Below are 12,297 nucleotides of genomic sequence, written 5' to 3' on the forward strand. Positions count from 1 at the left end.
TCTTTTTATCTGCGGATCTGCTATAGAGCAGTCAGGTGATTTATATCACTCTTCCTGAAAAAACAGAGGCTGAGGAAATTCCCAAACTGAAATTACGCTGCGTTATTTAATGATTAAACCCCGGCTCAACGTAAAACCAATCGGAAGAATTGTCAGGCGTAGCGGCAAATTAAATGGCAGCAGGCAATTTACGCCAGGATAATTCGTATACCGGCTGCGCGGACCCGTTAATCAATTTCATCAAAGCGTGCTGCAGGCCCTATTGCCCCTCATTTAAGCCATTCAGCGAGCCTGACGGTAATCATTTTTATGATGCCGGGCCTGTTATCGTGCACGCGCTCACGCCATCTGTTATGCCAGTGAGTTAGCAAAAGGTGCGCAATCGCTGCGGCAATGATTAATTAAATCTATCAAAATTAAACGTGATTTCAGTCACATGGTGAGCCTGCCGCTGACGGCAAGCCTTAAGCAACGCTTGATTCATTAGCGGATCTGACAACACATAAACTCACGGGTTTTTACACAGTGCTTACATAAGTTAATATTTTGTTGGAATTGCTGCGATGTCGTAACGGCATAAATTAATGAACAAAACTGAGGGATTGGCATGATAACAAAACTCACCAGTATCGTAATGGCGATACTGGCGATAGCGCTGCTCTATATGGGTGGTCAGCTGTTACTCAATGGAGGCAGCGCGTTCTACGCGATGATGGGGGCAGGATTACTGCTGACGGCTGTTTTACTGTTCCGCAAACAGCGCAGTGCGCTGACGCTCTATGCGGTACTGATGTGGATCACGCTGGCGTGGATCGTCTGGGAAGCGGGATTTGATAAGTGGCAGTGGATCCCGCGCGGCGACCTGTTTGGCGTGATCGGCCTGTGGCTGGCGATGCCGTGGGTTGTCAGGCCGCTTACCCGCGGCGAACGCCGTTTTCATCCGCTGCTCGGCGGCACCGTGGCGATTATGGTGCTGGTCGTCATCGGTCTCTGTTTTTACGATCCGCTGCCGCAGGCCGGTACCATCACCAATGCACGCGAGCCGGTAAACGAGCCTGGCGCAGAAAATGAGTGGGCCGCCTATGGCGGTACGCCAGCGGGGCAACGCTTCTCAGCGCTGAAACAGATCAGCAAAGCGAACGTCAGTAACCTTGAAGTCGCCTGGGAGTATCATACCGGTGATATGCGTCAGGAGAGCGATGCCACCGAGTATACGTTTGAGGCGGCGCCGCTGAAAGCCAACGATATGCTCTATCTCTGCACGCCGCATAATGAAGTCCACGCGCTCAATCCGGAAAGCGGGGCGGTGAAATGGAAATATACGCCGGAGAAAAACCGCTCTTATCTTCAGCAGCATCAGACATGCCGCGGCGTCAGCTACTACGCCGCACCGGTTGCACAAACCAGCAGCAGTGCGCCTGCGCTTTGCCGTAAGCGTATCTTCAACGCCACCACCGATGCGCGCCTGATTGCGCTGGATGCCGACAGCGGCAAGCGCTGCCCTGATTTTGGCCGCGATGGCGTGGTGGATCTGCGCGCAAACATGGGTGAGATCCGCCCGCACGCGCTGATGCAGACGTCTGCTCCGCTGGTGGCCGGTAATCTGGTGATCGTGGGTGGATCGGTCATGGATAACGGCTTTGAGAAAGGCAATCCTTCCGGCGTCATTCGTGCCTATGACGCGCAGAGTGGCCGCCTGGTGTGGAATTTCGATCCGGCCACGCCGGATGTGACCGTGCCGATTGCCGCAGATAAGCGCTATCCGCAGGATACGCCGGTTGCCTGGGCAACGCTGAGCGCCGATGTCAAAAATGGCCTGGTCTACGTTCCCTTTGGTAATGCATCACCGGATGAAGTGGGGATTGAACGCGACGCTGACAGTAACACCGAGAAGTTCCGCGACACGCTGGTGGCGCTGGATCTGCAGACCGGTGCGTTTAAGTGGCGCTATCAGAGCTCGCACCACGATTTGTGGGATCGCGATAACCCGTCACAGCCTTCACTGCTGGATATCGATTATCAGGGCCAGAAGCAGCCGGTAGTGATCCTGCCGACCAAAACCGGCAACCTGTTTGTGCTGAATCGTCTGACCGGCCAGCCGGTTTATCCGGTGAACGAAGTGAAAGTCTCGACTGAAGGTGGCGTTCCCGGCGAAAAATTTGCCGCCACGCAGCCGGTCTCCAGCCTGAACTTTATTCCGCAGGCGCTGACGGAAAAATCGATGTGGGGCATTACGCCGTTTGACCAGATCGCCTGCCGGATCGATTTTCATCGTCTGCGTTATGATGGCAATCCGTGGACGCCAGCTACCGAGGCGGGCACGCTGGTGTTCCCGGGCAATATTGGCGTCTTTAACTGGGGATCCGTCGCGGTCGATCCGGAGCGCCAGATGCTGATCGCTGCGCCGGTACGCCTGGCGTATAAATATAATCTGATCAAGCGCACGCCGCAGACGGCGACCGAGCGCCTGTTCACCAAAGATGGTCAGCCTTACTGGAATGAAAACTTTCACGGCGACTATGCGATCCACATTCAGCAGCTCGCGTCGGGTCTGGGTATTCCCTGCATTGCACCGCCGTGGGGCCGCCTGGTGGGGGTTGATCTGAAAACCGGGAAAACGGAGTGGCTGCGTCGTATCGGCACCACGAAGAACCTGAAAACCACTTTCCTGCCAGGCCGCTTCCCGCTGGGATTCCCGATGGGGATGGTGGCACACGGTGGGCCGCTGCTGACCGCTGGCGATCTGGTGTTCCACGGTGCGACGGCAGATAACTTCTTCCGCGCCTATGACAGCACCACCGGCGAGCTGTTGTGGCAGACCGAACTCAGCGCAGGCGCACAGGCCACGCCGTCAACCTATATGGGTAAAGATGGCAAGCAGTATGTAGTAATCGCGGCGGGGGGGCACGGATCGCTCGGCACCAAAGCGGGCGACAGCGTGGTGGCGTTTCGTCTGAAGTAAAGAAGGACGTATCACACCAGGGTTAACCAGCGTCCCGCCGCCCGGCGGGACGCTGAATCAGAGATTACGCTTTCGCACGTTCACTCTGCACTTTCTGCGCAATACGATCGCCAATAGTTTTGTCGATATTACGCCAGTAGGTGAAAGCGCGCGACAGCACCGGCTCCTCCACGCCGTTAAGCAGGTGACCGGCAACGTTGTTTACCAGACGATCGCGTGCGGCATCATCCATCACTTTATTCACCAGCTGATTCGCCTGGCCGAAATCATCGTCATCTTTGCGCAGCGTATAAGGTGAACGCACCATATCGCCCTGCGACTGCCAGGTGGAATCGGTAGGGTAGCGCTCGCCATCGGCCACCGGACCACCTTTGGAGTTAGGCGCATAGACCGGATCGGAGACCGGATTAATGCGCATCGCACCATCTTTGCTGTAGCTGTTGACCGGCGCCTGCGGCGCGTTCACCGGGATCTGCTTATAGTTAACGCCAAGACGTGCACGGTGCGCATCTGCATAGGCGAAAATACGGCCCATCAGCATTTTGTCCGGGCTCAGGCCGATACCGGGAACCAGGTTATTCGGCTCAAACGCCGCCTGTTCAATCTGGGCATGGTTATCGGTGGGGTTGCGATCCAGCGTCAGTTTACCGACTTTGATCAGCGGATAGTCGTCGTGCGGCCAGACTTTGGTCAGATCAAACGGGTTGTAGCGGTAGCTGTCCGCTTCTGCAAACGGCATGATCTGCATATAGAGCGTCCAGCTCGGAAAATTGCCTTCTTTGATAGAATTAAACAGGTCGCGCGTATGGTAGTCGCCATCCTGACCGGCCAGCGTGTCGGCATTCTCCTGCGTCAGGAACTCAATGCCCTGATCGGTTTTAAAATGATATTTCACCCAGAACTTCTCACCAGCGGCGTTAACCCACATATAGGTATGGCTGGAGTAGCCGTTCATGTGGCGCCAGCTTTTCGGAATGCCGCGGTCGCCCATCAGCCAGGTCACCTGGTGCGCAGATTCGGGTGAGAGGGTCCAGAAATCCCACTGCATATCGTTATCGCGCAGGTTGTTATCCGCCCGGCGCTTCTGCGAGCGGATAAAGTGCTGAAACTTCATCGGGTCGCGGATAAAAAACACCGGCGTGTTATTGCCCACCATGTCGTAGTTGCCTTCGGTGGTGTAAAACTTGATAGAGAAGCCGCGCGGATCGCGCCAGGTATCCGGGCTGCCGCGTTCACCGGCTACGGTGGAGAAGCGCATCACCACATCAGTGCGGGTCCCGGGCTGGAAAACGGCGGCTTTGGTATAGCGGCTGACATCTTCTGTCACTTCAAAATGGCCAAATGCGCCGCTGCCTTTTGCATGGGGCTGACGCTCCGGAATACGCTCGCGGTTAAAGTTGGCCATCTGTTCAATCAGATAGTGATCGTGCAGCACCAGCGGACCATCAGGCCCGACCGACAGGGAGTGTTCATCGCTGGCTACCGGAATGCCCGCATCCGTGGTGGTCGGTTTGCGATTATCACTGCTCATAATATCTCCAGATTTTGTAAGGGTAATCTCAGCCTTTAAGCGTAGCAGCATGCGCTGCGCTTGCCTGATTAGTTACGCAATCTGAAGCGAGCGCCACTCACCCTGTCCGGAACACCCCGCGCGCCGGGCAGAAGGGGCGATCAGCGCTGCGCCGCGTGCTCGTAAAAATCTATCTTTTCTACTTTTGCCGCAGAACCGCCCCCCTCAAACTCCGCCGCCAGCCACGCATTCACAATATTTTTTGCCAGCTCCGGACCCACCACGCGCGCGCCCAGCGTCATGATCTGGGCATTATTGCTTTTACGCGCCCGCTCGGCAGAGAAAGTGTCGTGACACTGCGCTGCCCGCACGCCGGGCACTTTATTGGCCACGATGGCTACGCCAATACCGGTGCCGCAGAGCAGGATGCCGCGCGCAAACTCCTGCCGCTGAATCGCGGTCGCCAGCGCCCAGGCAACATCCGGGTACATAGGGCGGGCGTTATCAGCATCGTTGGTAAAATCTGTCACGGTATAACCCTGCGTTTCCAGCAGCGTCTTAATGATATTTTTCAGATCGACAGCCGCATCATCAGCACCGATTGCAATCGTTTTCATAGCGGTTCTCCGGTAAAGAAAAAGGGCCTGCATCCAGGCGTGGATCACAGCGTGCCACAGGGTTAAACATTTGTTCAATGCATGTTCATTTGTAATATGATGGTTTTGTGAGCGCGATCGCGATAGATGAGTCAGGTGGCAGGTTTTAAGGCGCGACAGGGCCTTGCGCCAGGTCACAGATCCTCTGAACGCGCATTGAAACAGGTTCATTAATTCGTTTACTGTTCATATGAACAAATGACCATCAGGGTCAGGGCGCGCTATAACCGGGAGCTGCATGATGTCTCAGCCACAACGCTTACTTGGTGTCAGTCTCAAAATGTACTTTGGCTATCAGCAAACGCTGGCGTGGTGCCGCGAGGTCGCCAGCCTGGCCGATCACCCGGCGATCAGAAGCGGCAGGGTCGGCCTGTTTATCCTGCCCGCCTATCCGGCGATCCCTGCCGTAGCGGAGATCTTCGCGGGCACGCCGGTACGCATTGGCGGACAGGATGTTTGCCAGGCGGAAAATGGCGCCTGGACCGGTGAAGTCAGCGCCAGCATGCTGCAGGAGCTGGGCTGTTCGCTGGCTGAAATCGGTCATGCGGAGCGGCGGCGACACTTCCGCGAGGATGCGGCGCAGATTGCCGCCAAAGTGGCGATATCGCTACAGCACGGGCTGACGCCGGTGCTCTGTATTGGCGAGTCGGAGCAGGGCACGCCCGCGGAGGCGATTGCGCTCTGTGCCGCAGAGCTTAACGATGCGCTGGCGCAGGCGGCGGCGCATCGCCTGCGGGGCGAGATTCTGTTTGCCTATGAACCCCAGTGGGCCATTGGCGCGCCGCAGCCGGCCCCCGACAGCTATATTCGTACCGTCTGCGCCGGGCTGCGGACGCTGCCGCTGCCCGCCGGTATTACGCTGAAGGTGATATATGGCGGCAGCGCCGGACCGGGTCTGATCCAGCGACTGGGCAGTGATGTGGATGGCCTGTTTCTTGGCCGCTTTGCTCACGACCCGCAGGCGCTGGCGCAGATTATTGAAGAGGCCAGCGCGCTCGCCGGTGGCAGAGCATAGCGGGGCGGCCGCGATGAGTGCTATAACTTACGGCTGCTTACGACCGCGTTACACAGGACAGAGAAGAGATGGAGAATACCACGCCGGGTCAGGATGCTGAGCTGCTGACCGAGATTGCCGTCGCCTACTATCAGGATGCCATCACGCAGGAGGAGATCGCGCGTAAATTTGGTATCTCGCGCATCAAGGTCGGGCGACTGCTTAAACGTGCGCGCGAAGAGGGCATTGTGGAAATCAGCGTGCGCTACCATCCGGTTTTCAGTACCCGGCTGGAGCAGCAGCTGCAGCGCTCTTTTCCGCGCCTGCAGCGGGCGCTGATTGCGCTGGATTCCGCCGACAGCGACGAGCAGCGCCGTCAGGTAGCCGCGCTGGTGTCTGCCCATCTGGCGCAGACGCTGAAAGATAACGCTATCGTCGCTGTCGGTCAGGGGCGTAACGTGGCGGCGGTGGCCGATCATCCGGGTCAGGTGCCCGACCGCAACTGCCTGTTTATCAGCGGTATTGGCGGCACGCACCGCCCGGGCGACGCCATCAACGCCGATCACATCAGCCGCCGGCTGGCAAAGAAGTTTGGCGGCAGCAGCGAAACGCTCTATGCCCCCGCCTACGTGGAGAACCGCGCGCTGCGCGACAGCTTTATGCAGAACGGTACGGTAAAAGAGACGCTGGATCGCGCGCGTAAAGCGGATGTGGCGCTGGTGGGGATCGGGGATATGAATGAGAACAGCTACATGGTGAAGCTGGGCTGGTTTACCCCGCGTGAAATTATCGACGCCAGCGTTAATCAGGGTGTGACCGGTGATATTGCCGGCTATGACTTTTTCAACGCCCGCGGTGAAGCGGTGGAGACGGTCATGAATGAGCGCGTGATCGGGCTGAGCATTGATGAGCTGCGCCGGATCCCGTGCGTGATCGCGATAGCCGCAGAGAATACCAAGGCGATGGCGATACTCGGGGCGCTGCGCACCGGGGCCATCGATATCATCGCGACCTCGGCGCAGAATATCCGCACGGTGCTGAGCTTGGTACAGGCGCGCTAAAGCGCGCTTTAGCGTATCTGAACGCGCCGGATTGCAATCTCTTCGGCGCGCTGCAGCAGCAGCTGCAGATCGTCCTCATCAATATCCAGCAGGGGCCCGCTCTCCAGCGCCTGATGCAGGTCGTCGCGCGTGAGCGGAACCGGCATCGCCACCGGCTGCGGTTTCGCCTCGGCGGCCGCCAGCGGATGAGGATAGCGGCGTCCGGCGAGGTTATTAAATACGATCGCCAGCAGCGCGAGGCAGACAGAGTTAAGCATCACCGGCGTCAGCACAAAGTGGTAGCCGAGCTGCGCCACGCTGCCGCCGCCGAGAATCGCCGTCAGCGCCACCGCGCCGCTGGGCGGGTGCAGACAGCGCAGCTGAAACATCACCGCAATAGCGAGACAGGCGGCTACTCCGCACGCCAGTGCCGGCTGCGGGATCAGCAGTGCCGTGGTCACGCCAATAACGCCGGCAACGAGGTTACCGCCAATAATCGACCACGGCTGCGCCAGCGGGCTATTGGGCAGGCCAAACAGCAGCACCGCAGACGCTCCCATTGGCGCGACAAACCACAGGTTTACCGCACCCAGCATCCAGTGGCTGATGAGACTCGTCAGCATAAGGCCCAGCCCGGCTCCGAGGCTGGCCAGCAGGCGCTGTCTGCGCGCCACGGGCAGGGGATGTGGCCAGAAGCGGGCCAGAAACAGGCGCAGCGAGGCCAGTCGGCTCGCCGGTTGCGGTTGTGTCATAGAAAATCCGTGAGAAGCCAGAAACAGTGGCCGGGGATTGTCGCCTGGCGTCTGACGCTAAACAACCCTGCAGTGTGCAGGGATTTATGCGCGTACGCGGAAGGTGCGACAGCCTTACGCAACGGCGGCAGTTGAGGTATAGTCCGTTTTTTTTCGGAGGAACCATGCTGCCTGACTTATCTACCCGCCTGAACAAATACATCAGCGAGAGCGGAATCTGCTCGCGCCGCGATGCCGATCGCTATATCGAACAGGGCAACGTATTTATTAACGGTAAACGCGCCGCCGTCGGTGCTCAGGTGTACGCCGGAGATGAGGTCAGGGTGAATGGCCAGCTGATTGAGCCGCGTGACGCCGACGATCTGGTGCTGATTGCGCTTAACAAACCCACCGGCATTGTTACCACCATGGAAGAGGGTGAGCGCGACAATATCGGCGACTTTGTGAACCACAGCAAGCGCGTGTTTCCTATCGGCCGGCTGGATAAAGATTCGCAGGGGTTAATTTTCCTCACCAACCACGGCGATCTGGTTAACAAAATTCTGCGCGCCGGTAATAACCACGAAAAAGAGTATGTGGTGACGGTTGATAAACCGATCACTGATGAATTTATCGCGGGCATGGCGGGTGGCGTGCCGATGCTGGGCACGGTAACAAAAAAGTGCAAAGTTAAAAAAGAGTCGACGTTTGTGTTCCGCATTATTCTGGTGCAGGGGCTCAATCGCCAGATCCGCCGCATGACCAAACACTTTGGCTATGAGGTGACGAAGCTTGAGCGTACGCGCATCATGAACGTCAGCCTGAAGGGGATTCCGCTCGGCGAGTGGCGCGATCTGACCGATGATGAACTGATCGATCTGTTTAAGCTGATTGAGGATTCGTCATCAGAAGATACTAAAACCCGGCAGGCGCAGGCGAAGAAAAAAACGGTGTCGCCGGCGAAAAAAGCGCCCGCTGCGGCTGCAAAGCAGGGCGATAAAGCGGGGGGCCAGGGCGCGAACCGCAAACGCTTTACCCAGCCCGGCCGCAAAAAAAAGGGGCGTTAAGCCCCGGATTATCCGCCCGGCCTGCGGGCGGATCGGATTATTTATCGGTGCCAAACCCCTGTTTATGGAGCGCCGCCAGCACGTGCGGGAAGTAAATGTGCTGGTAGTAGCCGCTGACGCTGTCGCTCCAGCTCTCGCCATCGCTGCGGCCGGTAGTTTGCCAGTGCTGCACCAGCTGCGCGTTGTAATCAGCGATATGCTGCGGCAGATCCGCCTGCTGATAACGCTCTTCGTGGCGGAAAGTCGGCAGCGGCAGACGCGGCTTCTGGTGCGCAGGCTGGTCGACGTGGCCGATGACCACCCCGGCAACCGGGAAGGTATAGTCGGGCAGATCCAGCAGCGCGATCATCGCTTCCGGATCGCGGCGGATGCCGCCAATCGGCACAATACCCAGCCCCTCAGCCCGCGCGGCGGCCATGACCGATCCCAGCGCAATGCCCACATCGGTGGCGCCGGAGACCACGCTTTCAATACTCTGCTGCGCAATCTGCTCACGGCCGCTGGCTTCTATCGCCAGGCGCGACTTATGCATATCCAGGACAAAGGTCAGAAACACGGGCGCTTTCGCGATCCACGGCTGCCCGCCGGCAATGGCGGCAATCTGCTGGCGCTGCGCGGCGTCGCGGGTGACGACGACGGATACCTGCTGGGAGTTGACCGAGGTAGGCGCGTAGTACGCCGCTGAAATAATTCGCTCAAGTACCGCATCCTCTACGGGCTGATCGGTATAGCTGCGCTCACTCTTATGCTGAGCGAAAAGATCGATAATGGAACTCATGCTGCCTCCTGTTGTGGGGGAGAGAGCGTAGCAGGCCGGGTAGCGGTGCGTTTTACCGTTATTGCCGTGAGGTAAAACCGGGTGCCGTGGCGGCACCCGGGCGGGAGGTATCAGCTGACTTTCACCACGGTTTTACCGAAGTTTTTGCCATTGAGCATATCGAAGAACGCCTGCGGTGCATTCTCCAGCCCCTCAATCACATGCTCGCGATAGTGCACCTTCTCCTGCTCAACCAGCGGCGTCATCGCTTTCAGAAACTCAGGATAGCGGTCGCCGTAGTCCTGGAAGATGATAAAGCCCTGCATGCGGATACGGCGTTTCAGGATCCCCGCCATGATCAGCGGCGTGCGGTCAGGTCCCGGCGGCAGGTCGCGGCTGCTGTAGCCCGAGACGAGGCCGCAGACCGGAACGCGGGCAGCGGTGTTCAGCAGCGGGAATACCGCGTCAAACACTTTACCGCCGACGTTCTCGTAATAGATATCGATACCGTCCGGGCAGGCCGCAGCCAGCTGGTCGGCAAAGTCATCACTGTGGTGATTGATACAGGCGGAGAAGCCGAGCTTTTCAATCGCATAGCGGCACTTCTCTTCACCCCCGGCGACGCCCACCACGCGGCAGCCGTTAAGCTTGCCCAGCTGGCCCACGGTCGCGCCGACCGGACCGGTCGCCGCCGCCACTACCAGCGTTTCGCCCTTTTTAGGCTGACCAATGTCCATCAGTCCCATATAGGCGGTAAAACCGGGCATGCCGAGAATGCCGAGCGCCCAGGAGGGGTGAGCCAGCTCGCCGAGCTTTGCCACGCCTTCGCCATCAGAAACCGCATAGGTCTGCCAGCCGCTCTGGGCCAGCACCCAGTCGCCCGCTTTAAAATCGCTGTGCTTTGATGACTCAACCTGACACACCGTGCCGCCAACCATCGGCTGGTCGAGTTCCGCCGGCGGCGCATAGGATTTACCGTCATCCATGCGGCCACGCATATAGGGATCCAGCGACAGCCACACCGTGCGCAGCAGCATCTCACCCTCTTTGATCTCCGGCACCGGTTGTTCCACCAGCCGGAAGTTCTCTTTTACCGGTTCGCCCTCGGGACGGGAAGCCAGCAGCCAGGCCTGGTTTGATACAGCGTGTTGCGACATAGTTACCTCTCTTATGACAAACGGGTGAGGCAAGTGTAGCTGAGGATAAGCGCACTGCCGTTAGCGGATATTGCGCGACCGGTCTGCCGCAATAGTTTGTCACTCATTCGCGGAAGGGTGTTATATAAGAGCGACCGATTGCCAGATCCCCCCGGACCGTGCTGCTTCGCATGTGCCGTTTCCTGACCCGGAGATTGTTATGATAAAACCGTTACGCGCCGCGCTGCTGCTGGCGACGCTGGCAGGCAGTACGCCGCTGCTGGCGCAGACTTACGTCTATGTTTCAGAAGCCGGCGACGGCACGATTGCGCGCTACAGTCTGGATCAGCACGGCGCTCTGCACCTGCTGGGCCATACTCCGGCGGACGGCAAGGTGATGCCGCTGGCGCTCAGCACCGATAAAACCCATCTTTATGCGGCGATCCGCAGCAAGCCGCTGCAGCTGGCAAGCTGGGTGATTGATCGCCGCAGCGGCGACCTGACGCAGAAGCAGCAGGTGCCCGCCGCCGCCAGTTATCCCTGGATCGTCGCTGAGCCGCAGGGGCGTTTTCTGCTGGCGGCTTCGTATGATGGTAACGTCGTTGATGTATACCGGCTGACGCCGGAAGCGACACTCAGCGCACCGCCGGTGAGCCGGTACGCCACCGGGCCTGCCGCTCACTCGGCCATTGCGGATCCAGCCGGCAAAACGGTGTATGTCGGCAACCTCGGCACCGACCGCGTGCTGCAGCTGACGCTGAGCGACAGCGGCACGCTGGCCGCGCTCGGCAGCGGGTATGTCGCTACGGCTAAAAACAACGGCCCGCGCCACTCGGTAATGTCCGCAGACGGGCGCTTTCTGTATAACATTGGCGAAATGGGCGGGGTGATCACGCAGTTCCGGCGTGAGGCGAACGGGGCGCTGGTAAAAGTTGCTGAATCCCCCAGCGCGGTTGCCGCCTCTTATCATCTGGCAGAGGGGCGCGAACGGCCGCCGGGATACAGCGATCCCACGCCGCGTATCTGGGCCGCCGATATTCATCTCACGCCGGACGGGCGCTTTCTCTACGTCAGCGAGCGCACCAGCAGTACGCTGAGCGGCTACCGGGTAGATGCAGAGAGCGGGGCGCTGACGTTAGCGGGCAGCTGGCCGGTGGAGAAGCAGCCGCGCGGGTTTGCCATTACCCCGGACGGACGCGGGCTGGTGGTCAGCGGCGAGAAGAGCGCGGTGATTGGCAGTTACCGCATCGATCCACAAAGCGGGGCGCTGACGCGCACCGGTGAAGCGCCGGTGGGCAGCGATGCCAACTGGGTGACGATCGTGCACTACTGACGGCTGTGCAGGCGGCGGTCTGCACAAAATAATTTTATGGAGCCGCCGCACAGCTGAGAAATGTGATCGCCGACACATTTTATCTGTTAACCGGACGATTCCCTCCGGTGC

Annotated in this window: 10 protein-coding genes; 5 read left to right on the top strand and 5 right to left on the bottom strand. The window is 59.0% G+C overall.

Translation table 11 applies throughout. From position 1 onward, the window contains the following. Positions 1-607: 607 nt before the first annotated feature. Positions 608-2,962, top strand: coding sequence for a membrane-bound PQQ-dependent dehydrogenase, glucose/quinate/shikimate family (locus F3J39_RS04145; RefSeq protein WP_166713845.1), 2,355 nt, complete (start codon positions 608-610; stop codon positions 2,960-2,962). A 64-nt stretch (positions 2,963-3,026) separates the two neighbouring features. On the opposite strand, the gene F3J39_RS04150 is transcribed toward F3J39_RS04145, so the two are convergent. Continuing rightward, complete coding sequence (locus tag F3J39_RS04150) at positions 3,027-4,493, bottom strand: catalase (protein ID WP_039384321.1); 1,467 nt, start codon at positions 4,491-4,493, stop codon at positions 3,027-3,029. Between the two features lie 140 nt (positions 4,494-4,633). Continuing rightward, the gene (locus tag F3J39_RS04155) at positions 4,634-5,089 is read right to left on the bottom strand and encodes an RpiB/LacA/LacB family sugar-phosphate isomerase (RefSeq protein ID WP_039384323.1); all 456 of its coding nucleotides are present in this window, start codon (positions 5,087-5,089) and stop codon (positions 4,634-4,636) included. Positions 5,090-5,369: 280 nt separating this feature from the next. Between F3J39_RS04155 and F3J39_RS04160 the strand changes: the two genes are divergently transcribed. Next, positions 5,370-6,143 (top strand): triose-phosphate isomerase family protein, encoded by a 774-nt coding sequence (locus tag F3J39_RS04160; protein WP_039385861.1) that lies wholly within the window; start codon positions 5,370-5,372, stop codon positions 6,141-6,143. A 68-nt stretch (positions 6,144-6,211) separates the two neighbouring features. Continuing rightward, positions 6,212-7,183, top strand: coding sequence for a sugar-binding transcriptional regulator (locus F3J39_RS04165; RefSeq protein WP_039384324.1), 972 nt, complete (start codon positions 6,212-6,214; stop codon positions 7,181-7,183). Positions 7,184-7,191: 8 nt separating this feature from the next. Here the strand turns inward: F3J39_RS04165 and F3J39_RS04170 are convergent, their stop codons facing one another. Next, positions 7,192-7,914: an HPP family protein gene (locus F3J39_RS04170; RefSeq protein ID WP_039384326.1), complete on the bottom strand. Its 723-nt coding sequence runs from the start codon at positions 7,912-7,914 to the stop codon at positions 7,192-7,194. A gap of 164 nt (positions 7,915-8,078) precedes the next feature. Between F3J39_RS04170 and rluF the strand changes: the two genes are divergently transcribed. After that, positions 8,079-8,960: a 23S rRNA pseudouridine(2604) synthase RluF gene (rluF, locus tag F3J39_RS04175; protein WP_166713846.1), complete on the top strand. Its 882-nt coding sequence runs from the start codon at positions 8,079-8,081 to the stop codon at positions 8,958-8,960. 37 nt (positions 8,961-8,997) lie between these two features. Here the strand turns inward: rluF and F3J39_RS04180 are convergent, their stop codons facing one another. Next, positions 8,998-9,738 carry a nitroreductase family protein gene (locus tag F3J39_RS04180; RefSeq protein ID WP_104084957.1) on the bottom strand — a complete coding sequence of 247 codons (741 nt, stop codon included), beginning with the start codon at positions 9,736-9,738 and terminating at the stop codon, positions 8,998-9,000. 110 nt (positions 9,739-9,848) lie between these two features. After that, positions 9,849-10,874 carry an NADP-dependent oxidoreductase gene (locus F3J39_RS04185; RefSeq protein WP_104084958.1) on the bottom strand — a complete coding sequence of 342 codons (1,026 nt, stop codon included), beginning with the start codon at positions 10,872-10,874 and terminating at the stop codon, positions 9,849-9,851. A gap of 199 nt (positions 10,875-11,073) precedes the next feature. Here F3J39_RS04185 and F3J39_RS04190 point away from each other — a divergent pair, with 199 nt between their 5' ends. Next, positions 11,074-12,186, top strand: coding sequence for a beta-propeller fold lactonase family protein (locus F3J39_RS04190; RefSeq protein ID WP_145339084.1), 1,113 nt, complete (start codon positions 11,074-11,076; stop codon positions 12,184-12,186). Positions 12,187-12,297: the final 111 nt, after the last annotated feature.

Origin of the sequence: Pantoea sp. Acro-807 (assembly GCF_011752675.1) — a bacterium.
Lineage (GTDB): Bacteria > Pseudomonadota > Gammaproteobacteria > Enterobacterales > Enterobacteriaceae > Pantoea > Pantoea eucrina.

What these genes read in the sequence shown, in the direction of transcription:
- F3J39_RS04145 (WP_166713845.1), top strand. Translation starts at nt 608, where the DNA reads ATGATAACAAAACTCACCAGTATCGTAATGGCGATACTGGCGATAGCG.
- F3J39_RS04150 (WP_039384321.1), bottom strand. Translation starts at nt 4,493, where the DNA reads ATGAGCAGTGATAATCGCAAACCGACCACCACGGATGCGGGCATTCCG.
- F3J39_RS04155 (WP_039384323.1), bottom strand. Translation starts at nt 5,089, where the DNA reads ATGAAAACGATTGCAATCGGTGCTGATGATGCGGCTGTCGATCTGAAA.
- F3J39_RS04160 (WP_039385861.1), top strand. Translation starts at nt 5,370, where the DNA reads ATGTCTCAGCCACAACGCTTACTTGGTGTCAGTCTCAAAATGTACTTT.
- F3J39_RS04165 (WP_039384324.1), top strand. Translation starts at nt 6,212, where the DNA reads ATGGAGAATACCACGCCGGGTCAGGATGCTGAGCTGCTGACCGAGATT.
- F3J39_RS04170 (WP_039384326.1), bottom strand. Translation starts at nt 7,914, where the DNA reads ATGACACAACCGCAACCGGCGAGCCGACTGGCCTCGCTGCGCCTGTTT.
- rluF (WP_166713846.1), top strand. Translation starts at nt 8,079, where the DNA reads ATGCTGCCTGACTTATCTACCCGCCTGAACAAATACATCAGCGAGAGC.
- F3J39_RS04180 (WP_104084957.1), bottom strand. Translation starts at nt 9,738, where the DNA reads ATGAGTTCCATTATCGATCTTTTCGCTCAGCATAAGAGTGAGCGCAGC.
- F3J39_RS04185 (WP_104084958.1), bottom strand. Translation starts at nt 10,874, where the DNA reads ATGTCGCAACACGCTGTATCAAACCAGGCCTGGCTGCTGGCTTCCCGT.
- F3J39_RS04190 (WP_145339084.1), top strand. Translation starts at nt 11,074, where the DNA reads ATGATAAAACCGTTACGCGCCGCGCTGCTGCTGGCGACGCTGGCAGGC.